The 22484-nt window shown below is 67.0% G+C and carries 24 protein-coding genes and 2 tRNA genes; 13 read left to right on the top strand and 13 right to left on the bottom strand.

What is annotated here, in order from left to right:
• Positions 1-54: 54 nt before the first annotated feature.
• The gene (ispH, locus tag B4K74_RS09980; RefSeq protein WP_414631003.1) at positions 55-1017 is read left to right on the top strand and encodes a 4-hydroxy-3-methylbut-2-enyl diphosphate reductase; all 963 of its coding nucleotides are present in this window, start codon (positions 55-57) and stop codon (positions 1015-1017) included.
• Positions 1018-1023: 6 nt separating this feature from the next.
• Here the strand turns inward: ispH and B4K74_RS09985 are convergent, their stop codons facing one another.
• From B4K74_RS09985 to B4K74_RS09995, 3 genes are read right to left on the bottom strand one after another with little or no spacing between them, the layout of a single operon-like run.
• Positions 1024-1596 (bottom strand): DUF3035 domain-containing protein, encoded by a 573-nt coding sequence (locus B4K74_RS09985; RefSeq protein WP_286692804.1) that lies wholly within the window; start codon positions 1594-1596, stop codon positions 1024-1026.
• A 59-nt stretch (positions 1597-1655) separates the two neighbouring features.
• Positions 1656-2186: a signal peptidase II gene (lspA, locus tag B4K74_RS09990; RefSeq protein WP_286692805.1), complete on the bottom strand. Its 531-nt coding sequence runs from the start codon at positions 2184-2186 to the stop codon at positions 1656-1658.
• A 50-nt stretch (positions 2187-2236) separates the two neighbouring features.
• A complete protein-coding gene (locus B4K74_RS09995; RefSeq protein WP_286692806.1) occupies positions 2237-3520 on the bottom strand; it encodes a lytic murein transglycosylase in 1284 nt (427 codons plus the stop codon).
• 262 nt (positions 3521-3782) lie between these two features.
• Between B4K74_RS09995 and ykgO the strand changes: the two genes are divergently transcribed.
• On the top strand, positions 3783-3908 hold the full coding sequence (ykgO, locus tag B4K74_RS10000; RefSeq protein ID WP_006274063.1) for a type B 50S ribosomal protein L36: 126 nt from the start codon (positions 3783-3785) through the stop codon (positions 3906-3908).
• Positions 3909-4059: 151 nt separating this feature from the next.
• Positions 4060-4335, top strand: coding sequence for a DUF2312 domain-containing protein (locus B4K74_RS10005; protein ID WP_286692807.1), 276 nt, complete (start codon positions 4060-4062; stop codon positions 4333-4335).
• Between the two features lie 14 nt (positions 4336-4349).
• Here B4K74_RS10005 and B4K74_RS13465 read toward each other — a convergent pair whose 3' ends face one another.
• The 7 genes from B4K74_RS13465 to B4K74_RS10040 form a co-directional block, all read right to left on the bottom strand.
• A complete protein-coding gene (locus B4K74_RS13465) occupies positions 4350-4535 on the bottom strand; it encodes a hypothetical protein (protein ID WP_164461905.1) in 186 nt (61 codons plus the stop codon).
• A gap of 866 nt (positions 4536-5401) precedes the next feature.
• Positions 5402-5587 (bottom strand): DUF3008 family protein, encoded by a 186-nt coding sequence (locus tag B4K74_RS10015; RefSeq protein ID WP_123287085.1) that lies wholly within the window; start codon positions 5585-5587, stop codon positions 5402-5404.
• 247 nt (positions 5588-5834) lie between these two features.
• Positions 5835-6998 carry an isovaleryl-CoA dehydrogenase gene (locus B4K74_RS10020; protein WP_286692808.1) on the bottom strand — a complete coding sequence of 388 codons (1164 nt, stop codon included), beginning with the start codon at positions 6996-6998 and terminating at the stop codon, positions 5835-5837.
• 57 nt (positions 6999-7055) lie between these two features.
• Positions 7056-8447: a lysozyme gene (locus B4K74_RS10025; RefSeq protein WP_286692809.1), complete on the bottom strand. Its 1392-nt coding sequence runs from the start codon at positions 8445-8447 to the stop codon at positions 7056-7058.
• 99 nt (positions 8448-8546) lie between these two features.
• Positions 8547-9953, bottom strand: coding sequence for a magnesium transporter (mgtE, locus tag B4K74_RS10030; RefSeq protein WP_286692810.1), 1407 nt, complete (start codon positions 9951-9953; stop codon positions 8547-8549).
• A 47-nt stretch (positions 9954-10000) separates the two neighbouring features.
• A tRNA-Leu gene (locus tag B4K74_RS10035) sits at positions 10001-10085 on the bottom strand.
• A 72-nt stretch (positions 10086-10157) separates the two neighbouring features.
• Positions 10158-10466: a FliM/FliN family flagellar motor switch protein gene (locus B4K74_RS10040; protein ID WP_414631004.1), complete on the bottom strand. Its 309-nt coding sequence runs from the start codon at positions 10464-10466 to the stop codon at positions 10158-10160.
• A 19-nt stretch (positions 10467-10485) separates the two neighbouring features.
• Between B4K74_RS10040 and lipB the strand changes: the two genes are divergently transcribed.
• The 3 genes from lipB (at position 10486) to B4K74_RS10055 (ending at position 13226) form a co-directional block, all read left to right on the top strand.
• Positions 10486-11202: a lipoyl(octanoyl) transferase LipB gene (lipB, locus tag B4K74_RS10045; RefSeq protein ID WP_286692811.1), complete on the top strand. Its 717-nt coding sequence runs from the start codon at positions 10486-10488 to the stop codon at positions 11200-11202.
• 84 nt (positions 11203-11286) lie between these two features.
• Complete coding sequence (locus B4K74_RS10050; RefSeq protein WP_286692812.1) at positions 11287-12957, top strand: ATP-binding protein; 1671 nt, start codon at positions 11287-11289, stop codon at positions 12955-12957.
• Complete coding sequence (locus B4K74_RS10055) at positions 12954-13226, top strand: YdeI/OmpD-associated family protein (protein WP_286692813.1); 273 nt, start codon at positions 12954-12956, stop codon at positions 13224-13226. Before B4K74_RS10050 ends, B4K74_RS10055 begins: the two co-directional genes overlap by 4 nt.
• A gap of 40 nt (positions 13227-13266) precedes the next feature.
• On the opposite strand, the gene B4K74_RS10060 is transcribed toward B4K74_RS10055, so the two are convergent.
• Both B4K74_RS10060 and B4K74_RS10065 read right to left on the bottom strand, forming a co-directional pair.
• On the bottom strand, positions 13267-14655 hold the full coding sequence (locus B4K74_RS10060) for a mechanosensitive ion channel family protein (RefSeq protein ID WP_286692814.1): 1389 nt from the start codon (positions 14653-14655) through the stop codon (positions 13267-13269).
• Between the two features lie 133 nt (positions 14656-14788).
• Positions 14789-16771, bottom strand: coding sequence for an acetyl-CoA carboxylase biotin carboxylase subunit (locus tag B4K74_RS10065; RefSeq protein WP_286692815.1), 1983 nt, complete (start codon positions 16769-16771; stop codon positions 14789-14791).
• 211 nt (positions 16772-16982) lie between these two features.
• Here B4K74_RS10065 and B4K74_RS10070 point away from each other — a divergent pair, with 211 nt between their 5' ends.
• The 3 genes from B4K74_RS10070 to B4K74_RS10080 all read left to right on the top strand — a co-directional run bounded on the left by B4K74_RS10070 (position 16983) and on the right by B4K74_RS10080 (position 19716).
• Positions 16983-18470 carry a hypothetical protein gene (locus B4K74_RS10070; protein ID WP_286692816.1) on the top strand — a complete coding sequence of 496 codons (1488 nt, stop codon included), beginning with the start codon at positions 16983-16985 and terminating at the stop codon, positions 18468-18470.
• 72 nt (positions 18471-18542) lie between these two features.
• Positions 18543-19016 carry a peptide-methionine (R)-S-oxide reductase MsrB gene (gene msrB, locus B4K74_RS10075; RefSeq protein WP_286692817.1) on the top strand — a complete coding sequence of 158 codons (474 nt, stop codon included), beginning with the start codon at positions 18543-18545 and terminating at the stop codon, positions 19014-19016.
• 82 nt (positions 19017-19098) lie between these two features.
• A complete protein-coding gene (locus B4K74_RS10080) occupies positions 19099-19716 on the top strand; it encodes a hypothetical protein (protein ID WP_123287065.1) in 618 nt (205 codons plus the stop codon).
• A gap of 20 nt (positions 19717-19736) precedes the next feature.
• Here B4K74_RS10080 and B4K74_RS10085 read toward each other — a convergent pair.
• A tRNA-Thr gene (locus B4K74_RS10085) sits at positions 19737-19811 on the bottom strand.
• Between the two features lie 100 nt (positions 19812-19911).
• On the opposite strand from B4K74_RS10085, the gene B4K74_RS10090 reads away from it, so the two are divergent.
• The 4 genes from B4K74_RS10090 to B4K74_RS10105 all read left to right on the top strand — a co-directional run bounded on the left by B4K74_RS10090 (position 19912) and on the right by B4K74_RS10105 (position 22431).
• Complete coding sequence (locus B4K74_RS10090; protein ID WP_286692818.1) at positions 19912-20094, top strand: hypothetical protein; 183 nt, start codon at positions 19912-19914, stop codon at positions 20092-20094.
• A 102-nt stretch (positions 20095-20196) separates the two neighbouring features.
• On the top strand, positions 20197-21486 hold the full coding sequence (gene murA / locus B4K74_RS10095; protein WP_286692819.1) for a UDP-N-acetylglucosamine 1-carboxyvinyltransferase: 1290 nt from the start codon (positions 20197-20199) through the stop codon (positions 21484-21486).
• Positions 21476-21958 carry a DUF2948 family protein gene (locus tag B4K74_RS10100; RefSeq protein WP_286692820.1) on the top strand — a complete coding sequence of 161 codons (483 nt, stop codon included), beginning with the start codon at positions 21476-21478 and terminating at the stop codon, positions 21956-21958. The genes murA and B4K74_RS10100 overlap by 11 nt, the downstream gene beginning before the upstream one ends.
• Positions 21955-22431: a UPF0262 family protein gene (locus B4K74_RS10105; RefSeq protein WP_286692821.1), complete on the top strand. Its 477-nt coding sequence runs from the start codon at positions 21955-21957 to the stop codon at positions 22429-22431. The genes B4K74_RS10100 and B4K74_RS10105 overlap by 4 nt, the downstream gene beginning before the upstream one ends.
• Positions 22432-22484: the final 53 nt, after the last annotated feature.

Below are 22484 nucleotides of genomic sequence, written 5' to 3' on the forward strand. Positions count from 1 at the left end.
CGCAAACGGCTGGTGGCGCAAAGCCTCCGGGATGCCTAGTTTGGGGGCATGGACATGACAGCCCCTTCTCCCTCTGATCGTCGGTCGCTCGTGGTGCGTCTGGCCACGCCGCGCGGCTTCTGCGCCGGGGTGGACAGGGCGATCCAGATCGTCGAGCGCGCCCTTGAGAAGTATGGCGCACCGGTCTTCGTGCGTCATGAGATCGTCCACAACCGACACGTCGTCGAGCGGCTGAAGGCGCTGGGGGCCGTCTTCGTCAAGGAACTGGATGAATGCCCGGATGACCGGCCGGTCGTGTTTTCGGCCCACGGCGTCCCCCGGGCGGTTCCGGAGGCGGCGCGCTCGCGAGACATGTTCTTTCTGGATGCCACCTGTCCGCTGGTCTCCAAGGTCCATGTCGAGTGTGAGCGTCGCCACGAAGAGGGGCGCCACATCATCCTGATAGGACATGCGGGCCACCCTGAGGTGATCGGCACCATGGGCCAGTTGCCAGCGGGCGCCATTTCACTGGTCGAAACCGTCGAGGATGCCGAGGCCTTTCAGCGGCCGGGCGACCAGCCTCTGGCCTATGCCACCCAGACGACGCTCTCGGTCGATGACACGGCCGAGATCCTGTCGGTGCTCAAGGCGCGTTTCCCCGAGCTGCCGGATCCGCACAAGGAAGACATCTGCTACGCCACCACCAATCGTCAGGAGGCCGTGAAACGGCTGGGCGAGGGCAGCGATCTGGTGCTGGTTGTCGGGTCCGCCAATTCATCCAACTCGGCGCGGCTGGTCGAGGTGGCGCTGCGCGCAGGGGCGCGTGATGCAAGACTGGTCGATGATGCCTCTGCCATCGACTGGCGCTGGTTCGACACGGTTCAGACGGTCGGTGTCACCGCGGGCGCGTCGGCTCCGGAGAAGCTGATCACCGATCTGGTGGACGCCATCGGTGCCCGCTTCGACACGACCGTGATCGAGGACGACGGCGTCCGGGAGGCCGTGACCTTCAAACTGCCCAGAGCCCTGGTCGACTGACCGGGCTTACAGGCCCGGCAGTTTAAAGCCCGGCGAACGGCGCGGCGAGATGACGATGGCATTCCGGCCACCGGTCAGGGCCTGCAGGCGCTCATATTCCGTCGAAGGGTCGATGGGCACCACGCCATCGGCGGTCAACATGCGGGTTTCGGTCTGGGTGGCCGGGTCGTCCTGACGCCAGAACATGACGCGGTTGGCCCAGTTTTCTTCCTTGTGGGCGATGTCGCCGAACTGGTCGTCGATGACGTAGCGGATCGTGCCGTCGATTTCGCCGGTTCCGGCACCTACGCGCGTGGCCAGGGCCTGCTCACCGGCAGAGCGAGTCACCGACTGACGCTCCGAGGCCAGGATCTGGCGGGCGACCAGTTCGGGCGTGACGTCCTGCGGACGGGGCTGGCCCGGGACCGGCGGGCGCAGGCCATATTCGGGCGGCACCGACAGCGGCGCGCGCGACACGGTCAGGAACTCATCCGGGGTGACCTTGGTCAGGCCCACGCTCTGGCGAAAACCCGTGCAGGCCTGAAGGCTGAGACCGGCAACGGCGACAATGGCGAGGGCGACAACTTTACGGTTACGCATGGATAGGCTCGGCTCCTGTGGCGCGGCGGGCACCTGGGATCTTAGTGAAGACCCTGTGATTACGACTTTTCGTTGGCGACGCCAACCTCGCGGGCGTCACGTTCCGACAGGAAGGCGTCGACGATCAGCAGGATCACGCCGATGGTGATGGCGCTGTCGGCGATGTTGAATACCCACGGGAACAGGCCTGTGCCCGAGAAGTCGATGAAGTCGACCACGCCGCCGAAGCGGATGCGGTCGATGACATTGCCCAGCGCTCCGCCCATGACCAGACCGATGGCGGTGATCAGCAGGCGGCGGTCGGCCCGGGTGGCCCACCATGCGAGCGCTCCGGCCACGACCAGTGAGAACACCGTCAGGATCCACCGCATGGTGCCGCCGCCGAACAGGCCGAAACTGATGCCGTCATTCAGCAGATAGGTAAAGCGCAGATACGGCGGCCAGATATCCAGCAGCCGGAAGCCGTTGGGGATCAGGGCCAGATCGGTCGTGCCCAGCCGGGCCAGGACCCAGGCCTTGGTCAGCTGATCGACGATGATGATCGTCAGGGCGAAGCCGTAGGCGGCATAAGAGATGCGCGGGAGATTCATGACCGCAGGCGGTTAGCAGGAAGCCGCCATCAGGCGAAGCGAAAACCGTTTCATCGCGCCATACGGATCAGTTCATCGGCCAGCTCGGCGGTCAGATAGCCGTCGGCCAGCCGCCCGGTGTCGATCTGCCACTGCCGAAGGGCGGCGCGGGTGTTGGCGCCGATGATCCCGTCGATGCCCTGGGTGTCATAGCCCATGCTGGTCAGCGCCCGCTGGGTGCCGATTCGCTGGTCACGCGACAGGGGGGCGTCGTCCGGCCATGTTCGGGTCAGGCCCGGCTTGCCCTGGATGCCGTCGGCGGTCAGGCCGATCGCCAGCGCATAGGAAACCGAGTTGTTGTAGCGGCGGATCACATAGTGGTTCGGCAGGGCGAGGAAGGCCGGGCCGCGCGCACCTTGCGGCAGCAGGATGGTCGCACCCTCGGCCTGTTCCGCGTCGTTCGGCATGCCGCCTTGGGCCAGACGCACGCCACGCGCACTCCAGAAGGCCCAGTCATGGCGCGGCCCTTCGGCCAGGCCATAGTCGAAATTGTCGGGCAGGATGACCTCATAGCCCCAGGTCTGGCCGCGCTTCCATCCCGCCTGATCCAGCAGATTGGCGGCCGAGGCCAGGGCGTCGGCGTCCGAACCCCAGATGTCGACACGACCATCGCCGTCCTGATCGATGCCGAGGCGCAGATAGTTGTCCGGCATGAACTGGGTCTGGCCCATGGCTCCAGCCCAGCTGCCTTTCAGGCCCCAGCGGGCGCGGCGACCGTCGATGACGATGTCGAGCGCATTCTTGAGCTGGCCCTCGGCCCAGTCACGGCGGCGACCGTCATAGGCGAGGGTGGCCAGCGAGCGGATCACGTCGAAATCGCCCTGCACCTGACCAAAGGCGCTTTCCTGGGCCCAGATGGCCAGCAGGATTTCGGTCGGCACGCCAAAGCGCTGGACGACGGCCCACGGCACGCGGTCCGACAACTGCTTCGCCTGGGCGATTCGGCCGGGAGTCACGGCATTCTGGACATAGGCGCCGGCTGGGCGCGAGAATTCCGGTTGGTTGCCGTCCAGCCGGATGACGGTGGGATCGGGGCCCAGCCCGGCCAGTTCACGCTCGTACTCGGCCCGGCGGGCGCCGCCGTGACGGTCGAGGAAGCCCTGTTTCCAGCCGTCGAACCCGGCCTGATCGGGGACTGACTCGGTCGCCGAGGGCGTGGTGGCCGGGGGCTGCGTAGTCGGGGTCATCGGCTGGGACGTCTCCGGCTGCGGCATCGACGGCAGCGGCGGCTCGGGCAGCATGGGGGCGCAGGCCGCGACGGTACCGATCAGGATGAGGCGGGTAGAAATACGCATGATCACGAGGTTTCGGGTCCTGTCGCGGGAGGTCTTCGGATAGGGTGTGCAGCATAAGCGCGTCGCCCCAACAAAGCGTTGCCATGATGGCGGCATCGGGGCGCGGACTGCGGCATGGGGGACACAGGCGCGTGAGGTGCCCCGGTGGATTGCTGGGACAGGGGCGTTGACGTCCGCGCCGCCCCTCTTTATAGGCACCGCTCCGCCGCAAGTCCGGTCTTGCGGCTTTTTGTATTCTGATCAGCCCGCAGGACGAAAGACCATGAAGGTCCGCAGCTCTCTCAAGTCGCTCAAGGGTCGCCACCGCGACTGCAAGATCGTTCGCCGCAAGGGCGTGGTCTATGTGATCAACAAGACCGACCCGCGCTTCAAAGCCAAGCAAGGCTAGGCACGGCGGTTTGGCTGGCCACGTCTGTGGCCGGTTGATCCATCCACAGGTCGCGGGCGATGTCCGCGGCCTTTTTCGTGCCTGACGTTGAGCCATCCCGGCCCAGCCGTTAAGCCTGTCGCCTGACCCGCCCCTGCCTTCGGAGACCCCCATGGCCGATGACGCCGCCTTTGAATCCAGCCCCGATGTGCTGACCTCGACCGCCCAGGGGCGCCTGCGTTCGCTGATCGAGCGGCTGGAGCGGCTGGAAGAGGACAAACAGGCCGTCATGGGCGACATGAAGGAGGTCTTCGCCGAAGCCAAGGGCGAGGGCTATGACGTGAAGGTGCTGCGCAAGGTTCTGCGCATCCGCAAGCAGGACAAGGCCAAGCGCCAGGAGGAAGAGGCGATCCTCGACCTCTATCTGTCCGCCCTCGGCGAGATCTGAACCTGATCCGGCGGTCAAAGCCTGACCGCCCGGAACGGCCGACGCTGGAGCAGCTGCGCACGGCCGAGCGCAAGGCCGCGCAGCGCGCCGCCCTCCGCGCCCTGAAAAAGGCCCGCAAAACCGCCGAGGCCGAGGGCGTTGACCTGTCGGAATGGGAAAGCGAATTCCTCGATTCCCTGTCCGAGCGGATCACCGAACACGGCCGCGCCTTCGCCGACCCGGAAAAGGGCGCCCCCGGCAAGGCCCTGTCGACGCTGCAGGGCCGCAAGCTCAAGGAAATCACGAGGAAGGCCAACGGCGAACTACCGCCCTGGAAGCGACCGAAAACACCGTCTGAATAGTCTGAACCGTCTGAATGGTCTGAAATGGCGTGTCCTGACCTGGGTTCGATTGGTGCCGCGCACGCTGACGCCCCCGTCCGTGGGTGTGGCGGGTTGGAGGGCAGGCGGAGCGCCGGGCCTTCGCCCGGATGAGAACAAGAAATACCGTTTCGACGAAGACAGACGCTCCGCGCGGACGGTTTTCCGGGAGCTTGCGTCGGGTGGCGGTGTTATCGCCTTACCGCAGCGCCCCCGGCGGGCGGGCCGGGCCTGCGCCCGGTCCCGGAACGATCAGGTATCCCCCCTGATCCAGTGTTGACGGCGGGCCTTGTGCCCGACCCCCAAAGCCTCCCTGAGACTAGAGAGCCGGACAGCGTCGCCTTCAACCCCGCTCCATCCGCTCCCGCCGCTCACAAGGTCGCAGGCCTTACGAGCCCTCCGTGCGACGGGACGGGAGGAGTGTGGCACGGTCCTGAGGTGAGGCGGGAAGAACGGTGCGGGAAACGGTGGGAGTGTTGAAAGGGTTGGGGAATATCGAGGCGGGTATCATATTTGCTGCCTTCGACCCATCGTCATTGTCCCTTCTCCCGATGGGAGAAGGTGGCGCGCGAGCGCCGGATGAGGGTCGTCGGTGTCCGTCGGCGAACGCCGTGGCAGGACCGGTGTGACGGCTCACGCCGAGGGACACGGTTAGCCCCTCACCCCCAACCCCTCTCCCGCCGGGAGAGGGGAGATGCGGCGCGACCTCAGTCGCCCGCGTGCTCGGGTTTACCCTTGCGTTGGGTGCTGGCCATCTCTTCCAGCTCCTTTTCGGACATGGACTCGGCCATGGACTTCGACGCGCCCTTCAGCTCGGATTTGGGCGTGTCGCCGCGCCTGGCCGACAGGGCGGCACCGGCGGCTTTCTGTTGGGCCTGGGATTTGGCGGGCATGGGGGGCTCCTTTCAAAGGGGAAAAGCCCATCCGACCGCACTTGTTCCTAACGCCTGAAGCTTCGCTCATAGTTCCCGTCGTCGGGACGGAGGTGGAACGCGTACTCATCACCGCCGTCGATCATCACGACGGCGGCTATCAAGTTAAAAGCTGAAGCTGCACCCCAGAATAAGCGCAGGCCTCGGTCACGCGTTCGGAATGCCGCTATGCCTAATCCGAGAGCCAGGATCAGCATAACGATAGCCATTACGAACCCAGCAGCTCCCGGCCGATCAGGAACCGCCTGATCTCGTTCGTGCCGGCGCCGATGTCGTAGAGTTTGGCGTCGCGGACGAGGCGTTCGACGGGCCATTCTTTCGTATAGCCGGCGCCGCCGAGGGCCTGGACGGCCTCGAGGCTGACCTTCACGGCGTTTTCGCTGGCCAGCAGGATGGCGCCGGCGGCGTCGTAGCGGGTCGTCTTGCCGGCGTCGCAGGCCTTGGCGACGGCATAGACATAGGTTCGGGCGCTGTTCAGGGCGACGTACATGTCGGCGATCTTGGCCTGCATCAGCTGGAAGCTGCCGATCGGCTTGCCGAACTGTTTGCGGTCGCGGACATAGGGCAGGACCACATCCAGGGCGGCCTGCATGATGCCCAGCGGGCCTGCGGCCAGGACGGCGCGTTCATAGTCGAGGCCGCTCATCAGGACGGCCGCGCCGCGCCCTTCGCCACCCATGATGTTTTCAGCGGGGACTTCGCAGTCCTCGAACACCAGTTCGGCGGTGTCGGAGCCGCGCATGCCCATCTTGTCGAGCTTCTTCGAGACGCTGAAGCCCTTCATGCCGCGCTCGATCAGGAAGGCCGTAACGCCGCCGTTGCCGTCGCCGGTGCGGGCATAGACGACCAGGGTGTCGGCCGAGGGGGCGTTGGTGATCCAGAATTTGGTGCCGTTGAGGACGTAGCGGTCGCCCTGCTTGCGGGCCTGGGTCTTCATCGACATGACGTCGGAGCCCGAGCCGGCCTCGGACATGGCCAGCGAGCCGACGTGTTCGCCCGAGATCAGTTTGGGCAGATATCTGGCCTTCTGCTCATCCGTGCCCCAGCGGCGGATCTGGTTGACGCAGAGGTTGGAGTGGGCGCCGTAGCTGAGGCCGATCGAGGCGGAGGCGCGCGAGACCTCTTCCATGGCGACCACGTGTTCGAGATAGCCGAGGCCGAGGCCGCCCCATTCCTCTTCCACGGTGATGCCGTGCAGGCCCAGTTCGCCCATCTCGGGCCACAGCTCGCGGCGGAACGCGTTCTTTTCGTCGATCTCGGCGGCCAGCGGGGCCAGACGATCGGTGGCCCAGCGGGCGGTGGTGTCGCGGATGGCGTCAGCGGTCTCGCCGAGGCCGAATTCCATGGATTGGGGGGCGTTGGGAATGCTCATGCCGAGCGGGTTAGCACCGATCCTGCGGTCCGCGAAGACCCTCCGGCCGGTGCGACGTCAGGCCGCTTCGTCTTCGGTCGGATCGGCGGTCGTGGTCCCGCGCCCGGGTCCGAACCGCGTGTAGAGGTTCCAGGCCGAGACCCCGACACAGGCCGCGCCGATGAAGGCCAGCACCCCGGCGATCAGGGTGGTCTCGCCCATCGGCGAGGGCTGATCGACCGACAGGCGGAAGGCCGCGGCCGAGGCCGTGCAGGCGGCCAGACCGACGCCGCCCATGATCAGGAAGGCCCCGGTCTCGCGCCAGTCAAAGCGGCGGGCGGGTTCGTCGGGCGTCTCATGGACCAGCACGCCGGCCTGCGACCCGTCGTCGATAAACAGCGGCGACTGGTCCAGCTGGAGGTCGGTGTTGCGGTCGGCCTCGGTCCACAGGGGACGGAGCGACGCAGGCTCTTCGGCTTCGGTCAGCGGGGTCAGTTCGAGCGCGGGCGCCGGTTCGGGAGCGGGCTCGGGTTGAGGCTCCGGCTCGGGCATCGCCTCAAAGGCAGGTTCGGGCTGGACCTCCGGCTCATGATCCGGCTGCGGAGGGAGCTCAGGTTCGGGCGCGACGACGCGGGCCTCGGCATGGGCGGCGAGGGCGAGCGCCGGAAGGGGGCCGATCACCTGAACCGCATAGGGCGAATAGCGCTGGACGGCGGGGTCCATCTGACGCGACTGCGACGGGCCCGACAGCGAGAGACTGAGCGGGGCGTTCGACGGCTCGGGGTCGTTGCTCCGGTCGGTATCGCCGGGGGGGCCGACCATGGGCTCGTCGGGGGCGTCGGACTCCAGCGCGACCGGTCCGAAATTGGGAATGTTGACGGTCTCTTCGGCCGCAGGAGCGTCGTTGCCGGTTTCGCCCAGCAGGGCCGCGACGGCCTCGGCCCGGGCGTCGGCGGCGGGTTCCTCGGCCTGCGGCGCGGCGACCGGAGGGGGCAGGGGGGCGGACAACAGGGCTGCGAGCGCGACGGGCTGGCCCGGATCGGCCATGAACAGGGCGCGTTCGGCGGCCCGGCGGCGCAGGCTGTCCTCGGGCGAGGTCGGCTGGGGCCAGTGGACGAAGGCGTCGGCCGCTTCGCCCGTGGCGCCGCGTCCGAGGGTTTCGAGAACGTCCGACGTCAGGAAGGTGTCGATGCCGACCGACAGGGCGAAGCTGGCCAGGGCGTCGAACTGGTGGGCGTTGAGCGAGGGGATGCGGCCCTCGTCCATCGCGGCGTTCAGCGCCTTGACGATGGGCAGCAGGTCATACTGCAGCAGCAGTTCGGCGTCGGCCTCACCGACCGTCAGGCCCTCGCGCGCGGTCAGCCGGTGGCCATAGCCGATGACCCATGCGCCATCGGCATCGCGGGTGGCCGAGGCGCGAAAGCCCTCGAAGCTCTTGATGAGCACCACCCCCTCGCGGGAGACCTTCATCTTGTGTCGGATGGCTTCAGACACCGCAATTGACCCAATTCGAGACGGCGACCATCGCCGTACCAGTCTTCCAGCAAGGCTTGCGCCACGCCGGTCAGCTTACAGCAGGACGACGGTGGCGAGGCCGAGGAAGATCAGGAAACCAAAGAAATCGGTCGTGGCCGTGACAAACACCGCTGAAGAGACCGCCGGGTCGAACTTCAGCCGCGACAGGGTCAGGGGCGTCAGGACGCCCACGGTCGCGGCGACGATCAGGTTCAGCACCATGGCCGTCGCGATGACGGCCCCGATCCGCCAGTCGCCCGACCACAGGGCGGCGGCCACGCCGATCAGCGGCGACAGCACCAGACCATTGGCCAGACCGACGGCGATCTCGCGCCAGAAGGTCCGCACGGAGTTTGACCGGTTCAGTTCGCGCGTGGCGAGGGCGCGGACGGTGACGGTCAGCGACTGGGTGCCGGCATTGCCGCCGATGGCCGAGACGATCGGCATCAGCACCGCCAGGGCGATGATCTGCTCGATGGTCGCCCCGAACCAGGAGATGACGCTGGCGCCGAGTACGGCCGTGCCGAGGTTGATGGCCAGCCAGGGCACACGGCCGCGCACGATCTCTGAAATGGACGAGCCGCGGTCCTCGTCGGACACACCGGCGAGGCGCAGGATGTCCTCGCGGTTCTCTTCCTGGATGATGTTGACGATGTCATCGACGGTGATCTGGCCGACCAGCCGCCCCGCCGAGTCGATCACGGGTGCCGAGATCAGGTGGTATTTTTCGAACACATAGGCGACCTCTTCCTGGTCCTGATCGACGGCGATTTCGTTGATCGGCTCCATCAGGTCGGTGAGGGCGGCGCTGCGCGGGGCGCGAAGCAGCTGGCTGACGGCCACGCCGCCGACGGGCCGGTTCAGCGGATCGACCACATAGATGTCGAAGAACAGCTCGGGCAGTTCCTCGCCCTGGGCGCGGACGTGGTCGATGGTGTCGCCGACGCTCCAGAACTGGGGCGCGGCCATCACCTCGCGCTGCATCAGGCGACCGGCGGAGTCCTCGGCATAGCCCAGGCTGCTTTCGATCGCCGCCCGGTCCAGATCGGGCATGGCGGCCAGAACGCGTTCGCGGCGGTCGTCCTCGAGGTCCTCGACCACGGCGGCAGCGTCGTCGGAGTCCAGCTCCTGCAGGGCTTCGGCCAGGGTCAGGTGGGGGACGCGCTCCAGCACCTCCTCGCGGATACCGTCGTCCAGCTCGGGCAGGGTGGCGGCCAGCAGTTCGGGCGGCAGCCACAGCACGACCACGCCCCGGTGCTCGACCGTCAGGAAGCCCATCAGGTCGGCGACGTCGGCGGGGTGCAGGTCTTCCAGCAGGCCGCGCAGCCGCAGGCCATCGCCGTCATCGGCGGCATCGACGACCTTTTCGACAAAGGCCGCCGTCAGCACATAGTCCTCGTCGAGGGCCACGTGCTCTTCGGTTTCAAGCGGGCGTGCGTTCAGGGTGTCGGGATTGCTCATGCGTCATCCTCCCCCTGATTCATGGCCGCCCGAATGGCCGGTCCGACTGGTGCGGTCGAGAAGACTCGAACTTCCACGGGTTGCCCCACAGCGACCTCAACGCTGCGCGTCTACCAATTCCGCCACGACCGCTCGCATCGGAGCGGGGGCGATAGCGCAGGTCGCGGGGAAAGGGAAGGGCCAAAGCCCCGGCGCATGCCTGTATCAGGCCGAGCCGGCCATATAGTCGTACACGTCGGCGGGGCGGGTGACGGTGATGGCGATGCGGTCGTCGCTGATCGAGATCTCGCCGCGCGCGATCGGGTGGTTGTTGGCCAGGATCCAGACCTCGTCCGTCTCGGTGGCATTCAGCGGGATGACGGCGCCCCTGCCCATCTTCAGCAGTTGCGACATGGGCAGCACGGAGCGACCGAGGACGACGGAAATCTCGACATCGACGGCGTTGATCTGACTCATGACGGACTCGGGCTTACTGGATGGGCTTCGGGTTGGAGCTTGCATGGGGACCCCCATCCGCCACATTGAGGGGGTCATGCTTTCCCAAGCCTTAAGCTCTGCCGATTCCTCGCTGCTGCGCGCCGATTCCCGACCCGTCGAATGGATCGTGTCGCCGGGCTATGCGGACTATGTGGCAGCGGAGGCAGCGATGGAGGCGCGCGTGGCCGCGATCCATGCCGGAGAGGCGTCGGAGCGCGTCTGGCTGCTGGAGCATCCGCCGCTTTATACTGCGGGCGTCTCGGCCAAGGACGAGGACCTGATCGACGCCCGCTTTCCGGTGCACAGGACGGGCCGGGGCGGGCAGTTCACCTATCACGGGCCCGGACAGCGGGTCGGCTATGTGATGCTGAACCTGGCTGAGCGCGGGCGCGATGTGCGCGGCCTGGTGCGCGGGCTGGAGCGCTGGATCATCGGGGCGCTGGCCGAATTCGGCGTCGAGGGCGAGGTCAAGGACGGGCGGGTCGGCGTCTGGGTCACGCGCAAGGGGCTGACCCAGGAAGGCGTGGGGTGGTCCCGCGAGGACAAGATTGCCGCCATCGGGGTCAAGGTGCGCAAATGGGTCAGCTTTCACGGTATCAGCCTGAACGTCGAGCCCGACCTCGATCATTTCGGCGGCATTGTGCCGTGCGGCATACGCGAGCACGGGGTCACCAGCCTGCATGATCTGGGCATTCTGGCGACCATGGATGAGGTCGACGCCGCGCTGAATATAAGCTTCCGGCGTGAATTTGGCCCCACGATCGAAGCGTAACCTTAACCTGAATGTGGCAGTCTTCCTCTTCAGAATCAGTCGAGTTGAGTTGAGGGGGTCTGATCGATGTCATCGAACGTTGCCGTGTCACGGACCGTTGACGACCTGATCATCGAGGAATCGCTGACCGACGAGTTGGGCATCGACCCCCGCGCCGCAGAGAGTCTGGTCGACGCCAGCACATTTTTTGACGTGTCGCTCGACATGTTGTGCATCCGTGACCTGCAGGGCCGGGTCGTCAAGGTCAGCCGCTCGTGGGAAACGACGCTGGGATGGAGCCCCGAGGAGCTGGAAGGGCAGATGCTGCTGACCCTGCTGCATCCCGACGACAGGCCCTGTACCCAGGTGACGGTTGAACAGGTCGAGGATCTGGCCTCGGGCGGCTTCGTCAGCGGCTTCGTCAATCGCTATCGCCACAAGGACGGCAGCTATCGCCAACTGGAATGGCAGGCCCGCCGGTATGGCGACAAGATTTATGCCGTGGCACGCGACGTCACCGACCGTGAGGCGGCGCGCAGGGAACTGGAAGCCGCCAAGGTCGCCGCCGAGGCCGCCAGCCAGGCCAAGACCGATTTTCTGGCCAATATGAGCCACGAGATCCGCACGCCGCTGAACGGGGTCATCGGCCTGATCGGGGCGCTACAGGCGGATGACCTGACCCCGCGCCAGCGCGAACTGGTCGATCTGATCGCGCAGTCCGGTGAGAGTCTGGAGCGGCTGGTTTCTGATATTCTGGACGTGTCGAAAGTCGAGGCCGGTCAGCTGGAGATCGTGCCGGTCGATATGGACCTGATGGACGAGCTGGAGCCCGCCATCGCCACGGCCCGGGCCAAGGCCGAGGCGCGGGACCTGACCTTTACCGTCACCGTCGGCTCCACGGCGCGGGGCCGCTTCCTGGCCGACGCCGGGCGTATCCGTCAGATCCTGACCAATCTGCTGTCCAACGCCGTCAAATTCACCCACGAGGGTGAGGTCACGCTGAGCCTGAATATTGAGGACGATGCGCCCGAGCCGGAGGTCAGCCAGCTGACCCTGACGGTCGCAGACACGGGCGTCGGCTTTGACGCCTTGGCCGGCCAGGGTCTGTTCGACCGCTTTACCCAGGCGGACAGCACCATCACCCGCCGGTTCGGAGGGACGGGCCTCGGCCTGTCGATCTGTCGGGCGCTGACCGAGATGATGGGCGGCGAGATCAGCGCCACCTCCACGCCCGGTCAGGGCAGCACCTTCACCGTCACCCTGCCGCTGTGCCGCACACGGTCGCTGGACGCCTATGACGCGGGCAAGGTGGCGCATCAGGCGCGGGCCGAACTGGCCCCGCTGCGCCCGTCGCGCGCGGGCGCAGATGCCCCTGTCCGGGTGCTGCTGGCCGAAGACCATCCGGTCAACCAGCGCGTGGTCGAGGCCATGCTGACGGGTCAGCCCTATGTCCTGACGATCGTCGAGAACGGCGCCGAAGCGGTCGAGGCTGTGGCCGGCGGCGCCTTTGACGTGGTGCTGATGGATATGCAGATGCCGGTCATGGACGGGCTGGCCGCCACCCGCGCCATCCGCGCCGCCGAGGCCGCCTGCACGGCCGAGGCCGGACAGCCGGCCCGCCGCCTGCCCATCCTGATGCTGAGCGCCAATGCCATGCCCCAGCATCTGGAGCAGGCGAAAGACGCGGGGGCCGACCAGCATGTGTCCAAGCCTGTGACTCCGACGACCCTGCTGGGGGCGCTGGAAGCAGCTGTGGGCGTGAGAGCCGTGGCGTGACCGAGGCCCCGATCAGCGGCGGGGTGGTTCATGACCTGCCGGATGATCTGGGCGCGGCCCTGAGGTCCGACGCAGAGGCGCTGAAGACCTGGGAAGACATCACGCCGCTGGCCCGCAATGAGTGGATCTGCTGGACGATCTCGGTCAAGCGCGATGAGACGCGGGCCAAACACGTCGCCCAGGCGTTGGAAAATCTGGCCGCCGGCAAACGCCGCCCCTGCTGCTGGCCGGGATGCCCGCATCGGGAGCGGGGAGGGCGACGCAGCTAGCTCCCGGAACGCTCGGCATCCGCTCGCAACGCCCCTTCCGTCACTCGATGGGGTGTTTGGGGGAGAGCAGGTTCTCTTCGTCGGAGGCACGACGTTCGGCCTCTATGGTGCGGTCGATATGGTCGTCGGGGTGGACGGACGGGGCGGGCTCGACGGGACGATCCGCTGACGGGCCTGCGCGGCGTCGGGCGGAATGGGCCGCTGCGGCCCCGGGTGGCGCAGGTGCGGCAGTGCGCAACTGGTCCTGTACCGGATCGATGCGCAGGCGGTAGATGGGTTCGGGCAGCGAGAAGCCTGCCGCCTCGACGGCCATCTTGGCGACACGGATGGCGGCGCTTCGGGCCTTGAGAAAATCCGCACTGGACTGATCGATCCAGCCCGTGAATTTCAGCACGATATTGCTGTCGCCAACTGTGACGATGACCCCGGAAGGGGCGGGATCTGCAAGAATGAAGTCGAGGGCCGCCAGCGCCGCCACCCCGACCTTGATGGCGGCTTCTGGGTCATCCTCGGCGTCGACACCGAGCTCGAACTCCATCCGCCGCTGCGGGTTGCGGGTGTAGTTCAGGATCACCGCCCGGAAGACCATCATATTGGGGATGCGCAGGTGGTTGCCGTCCAGCGTCATCAGCACGGTGGCCCGAGAGGTCAGGCGCACGACCTTGCCCTCCTGACCGTCGATGACGACGTGGTCATTGGCGCGGAACGGCTGGCGCAGGCTGAGCATGATGCTGGAGATGTAGTTTTCCAGCGTGTCGCGCAGGGCAAAGCCGACGGCTATGCCCAGCACCCCGGCCCCGCCCAGTACTGTTCCCATCAAGGCGGTGGCGCCAAGCAGGTTGAGCGCCAGAACGATGCCGACGATCAGGCTAATGGCCCGCACCAGCTGCGCCAGCAGATCGCCGACGAACGGATTGGGCGTCAGGCCTCGCCAGAACCGGTTGAACGACGCCGCCCACCAGCCCAAGGCTACGCAGCCTGCCACGATCAGCAGGCTGAGCAGAAGCAGAGGCCCGGTGTCGAGGGCGGCCTGCCACAGGGCCATCAGTTGCTGCAGAAAGGGAGATACCCGCTCGCCCAACTGAACACTGGCCTCGATCTTGTTGCGAACGGCCACCACGCCCTCGACGCGCGCGGCGATCGCCTCGGCGCGGTCCAGGTCACCACGGTCAGCCACGACGCCGTCCAGGGTGACGACCCCTTCGGCGACCCGCACCTGAACGGCGGACAGGGTATCCAGCTGGGCGAAGATACGGCTGAGGCGCGCGGCGATGGCGGCGTCGGAGCCGGCGTCGCTGTCGATGCGGATCGTCGGGGGATCCTGAACCGGTTCGGGCGTCTGGCCCCAGGCCGGCCCGCCCGCCGTGGCTAGCCCGGCCACAAGCATCAGACAGGCGGCCAGAAAGGCGCGGAAAGTATGGGCGCTCATGCAATTCATCCCGGAAACGTTGTGCCGGGCATGCTGGCAGTCCCGGGCGGGGCTGTCACGGCCGACGCGAGGTTGACGTGCGGAACTGGGTCCGAGAGCGCCCGACGGACAGATTTGCTCGTCGTCTCAACGCCTATTCGAACTCGACCAGCACGTCGTCGGCGGCGACGGGGTCACCGGCCTGGGCACCGATGGCTTTGACCACGCCGTCGCGTTCGGCCTTGAGGATGTTCTGCATCTTCATGGCCTCGATGATGGCGACGGTTTCGCCCTCCTTGACCTCCTGACCCACGGTGACGGGCACGGCGACGACCAGGCCGGGCATGGGGGACTGGATCAGTCTGGAGGTATCGGGCGCCACCTTTTCCGGCAGGCGGGCGTAGAGCTCGGCATGGCGCGGCGACAGGACGCGCACGCGGGCGCGCATGGCCCGGTGGCGGATGGTGAAGCCGTCGGGGACGCGGGAGACCTCGGCCGTGAACCGGGTGCCGTCCAGACAGGCGCGGAACTGGGCCAGGCCCGGGGACCAGTCGATCTCGGACAGGATCAGGGTGCGTTCCTCGTCCGGCAGGGTGACAGCGAGGTTCTCATCGTCATCGACCGCGAGGCTGGCCGAGACGGTTTCGGCGCCGACCAGCACGGTCCAGTCGCTGCGGCCGTCGGGGTCGCCGGACTGTTCAACCTGAACCGCCTTCATGGCGAGACTTGCGGCCAGCATGACGTCGCGGCCAAAGCCGGCCACGGGCGTGCCGTTGAAGCCGTCCGGGAATTCGTCGGTGATATAGCGGGTGGTCAGGGCGCCGGAGCGAAAGCGCTCCTGATCCATGACGGCGGCGAGGAAGGGCACATTGTGGCCGACGCCCTCGAGGTGGGTGTCTTCCAACGCGCGGGCCATGCCGTCGATGGCGGCCTCACGCGTTTCGCCCCAGGTGCACAGTTTGGCGATCATGGGGTCGTAGAACATGCTGATCTCGTCGCCTTCGCGGACGCCGGAGTCGTTGCGGACCAGATAGCCGTCCTGCTCGCCCTCGCGGGGTTGGTCGTAGCGCACCAGACGGCCGATCGACGGCAGGAAGCCGCGATAGGGATCCTCGGCATAGATGCGGCTCTCGATCGCCCAGCCGCGGATCTTGAGGTCCTTCTGGGTGATGTTCAGCGGGTCGCCCCAGGCGGAGCGGATCATCTGTTCGACCAGATCGACGCCGGTGATCAGCTCGGTCACCGGATGCTCGACCTGCAGCCGGGTGTTCATCTCGAGGAAGTAGAAGCTCTTGTCCTGACCGGCGACGAATTCGACCGTGCCGGCGGAGTCGTAGTTCACGGCTTTTGCCAGGGCGATGGCCTGTTCCCCCATGGCCTTGCGGGTCTTGTCGTCCAGAAGCGGGGAGGGGGCCTCCTCGATGACCTTCTGGTTGCGGCGCTGGATCGAGCATTCACGCTCGAACAGGTGGACGACGTTGCCGTGCTTGTCGCCCATCACCTGGATTTCGATGTGGCGCGGGTTCTCGATGAATTTCTCGAGGAAGACCCGGTCATCGCCGAAGGCGGATTTGGCCTCGGCCTTCACCGAGGAGAAGCCGTCGGCCATGTCGGCATCGGAATGGGCGACGCGGATACCCTTGCCGCCGCCGCCGGCCGAGGCCTTGATCATGATCGGATAGCCGATCTCATTGGCGATACGGACGGCTTCTTCCGGCGTTTCGATCAGGCCCATGTGGCCGGGCACGGTCGAGACGCCGGCTTCGGCGGCCAGCTTCTTGGAGCTGATCTTGTCGCCCATGGCGTCGATGGCTTCGGGGTTCGGGCCGATGAAGGCGATGCCCTCGTCGCGCAGGCGGCGGGCGAAGCCGGCGTTCTCGCTGAGGAAGCCAAACCCGGGATGCACAGCTTCTGCGCCGGTTTGTCGCACAGCGTCGACGATCCGGTCGGCCACCAGATAGGATTCAGACGCGGCGGCAGGGCCGATCAGCACGGCCTCATCCGCCATTTCGACGGCCAGCGAGCCGGCGTCGGCCTCGGAATAGACCTGGACCGTCTGAATGCCCATGCGGCGGCAGGTCTTGATGATACGGACGGCGATCTCGCCCCGGTTGGCGATCAGAATCTTGGCGAACATTCCCGGTTCCATCGACATCGCCGGATACGGGAGATCAACGTACTGTGATCTCGCCTTGAGGCGACGGCCCCGATTAGGCCGTGATCCGGTGCGAGTAAACCAGCTTGCGGACCGGGGGGCTCGCTTGATCGGGGTTCGGGGTTGGCAAGCCCCTGCCTGATCGGCTTTAAGGTCCGGGTATCTCCCTGACACGACCACTGGAGCCTTTAGTATGACGTTCAGACCGTACGCCGCCTTCACGGCCGCGGCCCTCGCCATTACCGTCACCACCTCGGTCGCGGCCCAGGATTTCCGGGCGCTCGCCTCGCAGGATCTGGTCACCGCCCAGCAGGAGATTCGCGAGAATCACCCGGCGCTGATCGTCGACGGCCCCGAGGCCGCGGCCTTCCGCAGCTATCTGGATACCGGCCTTGCGGAGGCCCAGGCCCTGATCGGCCAGGTCAACAGCGGCGACAGCCACGCCTATCTGATGCGCTACTTCGCGGGCGGCTTCCGGGACTCGAACCTCCGTATCACTCCGACCTTCGACCTGCTCGGGCCCTACTTCGGCATCAGCTGGGGTGGCGTGACCACGGGCTGGCGGAATGGCGAATATGTCGTGACCCACGTGGCCGACGGTGTGCGCCGCGGGCCCCGGGTCGGCTCGGTTGTGACCGAGTGCAATGGCGTTCCGATCGAACAGTTCGCCATGGAGAAGCTGGACCGCTGGGAAGCCGACCTGACGACCGAAGCCGGTCGCGTGCGTTCGGCGCCCTATCTGCTGTGGAACCGCAACAACCCCTTCACCCGCGGCCTGCCCCAGACCTGCAAGTTCCGCGAGGGCCGTCGCACGCGTGACTTCGAGCTGCAGATCCAGCCGGTCAGCCCGCAGGCGCTCGAAGCCGCCTATCGCGCCACCGTCTACATGCCCGGTGACGTGCCGCTGGCCATCGAACAGGTCAACGGACGCCCCTGGGTGCACGCCCACTCGCTGAGCGAGGACGCAGACTGGACCGCTTTCAACGCCAGTCTGGTGGCCCAGGCGGATGCCCTGCGCGGCCCGCAAGGGTTTGTGCTGGACCTGCGCGGGGCCAATGGGTCGGAGTTCACCTCGACCCGCCGGGCCTATGGTCTGGTCAACCGCATCTGGACGCCCGAGTTCACCGTCAGCCGCCAGCCGGTCGCCGGCAATGTGACCTATCGGGTCAGTCAGGATAACCGCGACTGGTTCGCCGACACCCTGGCCCGGATGGAAGCCGATCCGCTGTTCGTCGAGGAAAACCCGGCGATCATCGAAGAGACCCGCGCCGTCGTGGAAGCCTTTGATGCCGCCATGGCCGCCGGTCAGGAAAGCTTTGTCCTGCCGGGCCGTGCCCCGGTTGCGGACACGGGCGCGCCCAACCCCGTTCAGGGGCCGGTGATCGTTCTCGTGGATGCCGGCTGTGCGGGCGGCTGCCTGGACGTGCTGGACCTGCTGGTCAATCTGCCGAACGTGCGTCTGGCCGGATCGACCACGGCGGAAGACTCGATCTTCATCGAACCGACCGTCCTGCGCCTGCCGTCGAACTATGCGGACCTGACCTATGGCCACAAGGCCTGGACCGACCGCGAGCGGGGCAACAACGAGCCGCACGAGCCGGCCGAAGGCCTGCGCTACACCGGCAACCCGGCTGACGAAGTCGCGGTTCGCACCTGGGTTTCGAGCCTCTTCGGCGGTTGAGGCCCAGGCACTGTGATGAGGATCGGGCCGGTCGGGGTGGGAACCCTGACCGGCCCTTCCTATATCCGGGACATGACCCAGATGACCTCTGCCTCCGGCTTTGACCTGACCCCGCCCGATGATGACCAGCGCGAGCGGCTGATCGCCGATCTGGACCCCGAGGCCGAACGGATTCTGCTGGCCCACGGGACCGAGGCGCCGTTCTGTGGAGGGCTGCTGGACGAGAAGCGGGCCGGGGTGTTCTGCTGCCGTCTGTGTGGCCTGCCGTTGTTCCAGACGAAGACCAAGTTTGAGAGCGGCACCGGCTGGCCCAGTTTTGATCGCCCGTATGACCCGGCCCATATCCGCGAAATCCGCGATACCTCGTACGGCATGGTGCGGATCGAGACGCGCTGCGCCCGCTGTGACGGTCATCAGGGCCATGTGTTTCCGGACGGCCCGCCGCCGACGGGCCTGCGCTACTGCATCAACTCGGCAGCCCTGACCTTTGTGCCCGAGGGCGAGGCCTTGCCCGATCCGATGGGCCGGGGTGAAGGCGCCGCCTGACCGTGAACACATTTGACACCGAGGGTGGGCGATCACGGCAGGCGCTGTTGCCGCCCGCCCGGATACAGGGGAAGATCGCGTCATGATCACAGTGTTGGCAAGCGTCGCCCTTCTCGCCCTCGGCTCCCCCGATCCCCAGGATCCGGACGAGACCATCCGCACCGCGACTGCACCCGGCGTGTCGGCCGAGACTGTGGCGGCGGAGGGTGAAGCGGCGGCCGAGGCGGCAGCCAATGCTCCGACCCCCATCGTGGAGCAGGACCCTGAACCCCACGGCCTGACGACCGACCAGCAGATCAGCCGTTGGCTGGCCGATGCCCCCGCCGTGCCGTCGGGCACGGACGCCGCGTATGACGGACCGGTCGACGGGGTCGCCTGGGACAGCGAGCGACGCGTGCGCAGCGAATTCAGCGTCGGCATCGGCACAGAAGGCTATCGCCAGTACGGGGCCTCGGTCTCGGTGCCTCTGGGCGAGCGTGGCCACCTGCAACTGCACTACAGCGAGGTCAAGAACGGCTATCCGGCCTATGGCGGCTATGGCTACGGCTATGACCCCGACTGGATGGATCCGGTGATCACGCCCTGGCGCTCTGAGATCGGCCTCCCCCCGATCGATGCCCGAGACGACGGAAGTCTGGATCGCAGCCGCGCCTGGCGCGACTATCGACGCACGCGTCCCGCCCCGGAGTCGGAGCGGTAGCGTCGTTCACGATCGGGAAGTGGTGCCGCCGGGGGGAATCGAACCCACGACCTCAGCCTTACCAAGGATGCGCTCTACCACTGAGCTACGGCGGCCAAATCTGAGGAACCGGGCGTATAGCCAAAGCGGGGTGCGGGCGAAAGCCCCTAAACGCAATCTCTTGCCGAAAAGCGCGTTCAGTGGTCGATGGGCGGCATGAGTGAACCGGACGACGTCAAGCCCACCAGGCCCGCGCAGGCGGCAAAGCCCGACCGCGAGGCCCGGCTGGCGCAGGCGCTGCGGGCTAATCTGAAACGGCGCAAGCAGGCGGGCCGGGTGCAGGCCCCAGCAGCCGCTCCTGTGGCCGGGCCCGAGACCGCGGCCGACGAAGAAAGCTGAGGATCGCTTCGCCCGGCCCTTTCATCCGGGGGGCGGGTCGCGCTAGATAACCGGTCCCCCCGCAGCGCGATCAGGTGCCGGAGGTCAGGCATCAGGATCGACATGGACAGTATTGCCATCCGCAGCGGCAACACCCTGAACGGCAGCATCCCCATCAGCGGGGCCAAGAATTCGGCGTTGAAGCTGATGGCGGCCTCGATCCTGACCGACCAGCCGCTGCGCCTGACCAATATGCCGCGACTGGCCGATACGCGCTTCCTGGGGCAGTTGCTGCGGCAGCTGGGCGTCGAGGTCACCGAGACGGGCGACGCCGGCGCGCAGCAGACGCTGTTCCATGCGCCGGAAATAACCTCGACCTTTGCCCCCTATGATCTGGTCCGCCAGATGCGGGCCTCGTTCAATGTGCTGGGCCCGCTACTGGCGCGGACGGGCGAGGCGCGGGTGTCGCTGCCCGGCGGCTGCACCATCGGCGCGCGGCCGGTCGACCTGCACCTGATGGCGCTGAAGGCGTTGGGGGCCGAGATCGAGCTGGAAGAGGGCTATGTCGAGGCGCGGGCGCCCGGCGGGCTGAAGGGCGCCGAGATCACCTTTCCCTTTGTCTCCGTGGGCGCGACCGAGCATGCGCTGCTGGCCGCCGTTCTGGCCGAGGGCACGACGGTGCTGAACAATGCCGCGCGTGAGCCCGAGATCGGCGATCTGGCCCGCTGCCTGATGGCCATGGGGGCGAAGGTCGAGGGCATCGACACCCACACGCTGACGATCACGGGCGTGGCCTCGCTGGGCGGGGCAGAGTGGCCGGTGATCGCCGACCGGATCGAGATGGGCACCTATGCGGTGGCGGCGGCCATGACCGGCGGCGATGTGACCCTGACCGGCAGTCGGCCCGAGCTGATGACCGCCCTGACGGCCAAGATGCGCGCGTGCGGCGTGGACGTGACCGAGACGGACGACGGTGTGCGCGTGCAGCGCGACCCGGCCGTGCGGCTGAGGGCCGTCGATGTCACGACCGAGGTCTATCCCGGCTTTGCCACCGATCTGCAGGCGCAGTTCATGGCGCTGATGACCACGGCCGAGGGCGAGAGCCGCATCCACGAGAACATCTTCGAGAACCGCTTCATGCACGCTCCGGAGCTCATGCGGCTGGGCGCCGAGATCGCCGTGCATGGCGGCGAGGCGGTGGTGACGGGTGTCGAGCGGCTGCGCGGGGCGCCAGTGATGGCTACGGACCTGCGCGCCTCGGTCAGTCTGGTGATCGCCGGTCTGGTGGCCGAGGACGAGACCACCATCGGCCGGGTCTATCATCTGGATCGCGGGTTCGAGCGGCTGGAAGAAAAGCTGGGCCGGTGCGGGGCCGATATCCGCCGGATCAAGGACGAGGGTCATGAGCACTGAGCCGAACGCCCTGACGCCGCCCCAACCGGACACGCCACCCGAGCCGCTGCGCCTGCTGGCCATGGACGTCGAGGACCTGCAGTTCGTCTCGGCGGCGCTGCAGGATGCGATCCTGCGTCCGGTGGACATCGTCTGGGAACGGTCCAGCCGGCAGGTGACCCTGACCCTCAGCCGCTTTTGCTGGGAGTGCGGGGGCACGCGGGTGATGGCGGCCATGCAGTTCGGCGACGTCACAGCGGTCAAGAGTCGGCAGCTGCCGCGCGGGCCCGAACAGGCGCTGGAGCTTCTGGCCCTGCATTTCGAGCCGTCCGAAGCGCCGTCGGGTCAGGTCTATCTGATGTTTGCCGGGGGCGGCGACCTGCGGATCGACGTCGAATGCCTGGATGTGGTGCTGGCGGATTTGTCGGATCGCTGGCCGGCGCGCGAGAAGCCCAGCCACCCCGAGGTGGATGATGCGGTGGAACCGGCATGACCGAGGGGCAGCCCGACACCGAACGGCTGGCCTCGGTCGAGCTGGATGCGGCGACCCTGCCCGCGGCGACGGCCGAAATCGAGCACGAGCGCCGGGTGGCGATCTTTGACCTGGTCGAGCGCAATGTGTTCAGCCCGGCCGGGGCGCCCGGCGGACCCTATGCGCTGAAACTGTCGCTGCAGGACAGCAAGCTGGTGTTCGATGTGGCCGGTCCGGATCATGCGCGGACCCATGTGCTGTCGCTGACGCCGCTGAAGGGCGTGCTGCGCGACTATCTGATGATCTGCGACAGCTATTATGAGGCCCTGCGCGGGTCCTCGCCCAGTCAGATCGAGTCGGTCGACATGGGCCGACGGGGCCTGCACAACGAGGGGGCCGAGACGCTGAAGGCCCGGCTGGACGGCAAGATCGACATGGATCACGAGACCTCGCGACGGCTGTTTACGCTGGTGTGCGCCCTCTATCGGCGGTGAAGCGCGGGCTGCAGGGCCCGGGGAACTCGACTTTTCGGCAATTCTGGTGCATT

This window comes from Brevundimonas sp. UBA2503 (genome assembly GCF_002341485.1).
In the GTDB taxonomy this organism is placed as follows: Bacteria; Pseudomonadota; Alphaproteobacteria; order Caulobacterales; family Caulobacteraceae; genus Brevundimonas; species Brevundimonas halotolerans.

Coding starts and splice junctions, on each gene's coding strand:
- ispH (WP_414631003.1), top strand. CDS start 55: ATGACAGCCCCTTCTCCCTCTGATCGTCGGTCGCTCGTGGTGCGTCTG.
- B4K74_RS09985 (WP_286692804.1), bottom strand. CDS start 1,596: ATGCGTAACCGTAAAGTTGTCGCCCTCGCCATTGTCGCCGTTGCCGGT.
- lspA (WP_286692805.1), bottom strand. CDS start 2,186: ATGAATCTCCCGCGCATCTCTTATGCCGCCTACGGCTTCGCCCTGACG.
- B4K74_RS09995 (WP_286692806.1), bottom strand. CDS start 3,520: ATGCGTATTTCTACCCGCCTCATCCTGATCGGTACCGTCGCGGCCTGC.
- ykgO (WP_006274063.1), top strand. CDS start 3,783: ATGAAGGTCCGCAGCTCTCTCAAGTCGCTCAAGGGTCGCCACCGCGAC.
- B4K74_RS10005 (WP_286692807.1), top strand. CDS start 4,060: ATGGCCGATGACGCCGCCTTTGAATCCAGCCCCGATGTGCTGACCTCG.
- B4K74_RS10015 (WP_123287085.1), bottom strand. CDS start 5,587: ATGCCCGCCAAATCCCAGGCCCAACAGAAAGCCGCCGGTGCCGCCCTG.
- B4K74_RS10020 (WP_286692808.1), bottom strand. CDS start 6,998: ATGAGCATTCCCAACGCCCCCCAATCCATGGAATTCGGCCTCGGCGAG.
- B4K74_RS10025 (WP_286692809.1), bottom strand. CDS start 8,447: ATGAAGGTCTCCCGCGAGGGGGTGGTGCTCATCAAGAGCTTCGAGGGC.
- mgtE (WP_286692810.1), bottom strand. CDS start 9,953: ATGAGCAATCCCGACACCCTGAACGCACGCCCGCTTGAAACCGAAGAG.
- B4K74_RS10040 (WP_414631004.1), bottom strand. CDS start 10,466: ATGGGGGTCCCCATGCAAGCTCCAACCCGAAGCCCATCCAGTAAGCCC.
- lipB (WP_286692811.1), top strand. CDS start 10,486: ATGCTTTCCCAAGCCTTAAGCTCTGCCGATTCCTCGCTGCTGCGCGCC.
- B4K74_RS10060 (WP_286692814.1), bottom strand. CDS start 14,655: ATGAGCGCCCATACTTTCCGCGCCTTTCTGGCCGCCTGTCTGATGCTT.
- B4K74_RS10065 (WP_286692815.1), bottom strand. CDS start 16,771: ATGTTCGCCAAGATTCTGATCGCCAACCGGGGCGAGATCGCCGTCCGT.
- B4K74_RS10070 (WP_286692816.1), top strand. CDS start 16,983: ATGACGTTCAGACCGTACGCCGCCTTCACGGCCGCGGCCCTCGCCATT.
- msrB (WP_286692817.1), top strand. CDS start 18,543: ATGACCCAGATGACCTCTGCCTCCGGCTTTGACCTGACCCCGCCCGAT.
- B4K74_RS10080 (WP_123287065.1), top strand. CDS start 19,099: ATGATCACAGTGTTGGCAAGCGTCGCCCTTCTCGCCCTCGGCTCCCCC.
- B4K74_RS10090 (WP_286692818.1), top strand. CDS start 19,912: ATGAGTGAACCGGACGACGTCAAGCCCACCAGGCCCGCGCAGGCGGCA.
- murA (WP_286692819.1), top strand. CDS start 20,197: ATGGACAGTATTGCCATCCGCAGCGGCAACACCCTGAACGGCAGCATC.
- B4K74_RS10100 (WP_286692820.1), top strand. CDS start 21,476: ATGAGCACTGAGCCGAACGCCCTGACGCCGCCCCAACCGGACACGCCA.
- B4K74_RS10105 (WP_286692821.1), top strand. CDS start 21,955: ATGACCGAGGGGCAGCCCGACACCGAACGGCTGGCCTCGGTCGAGCTG.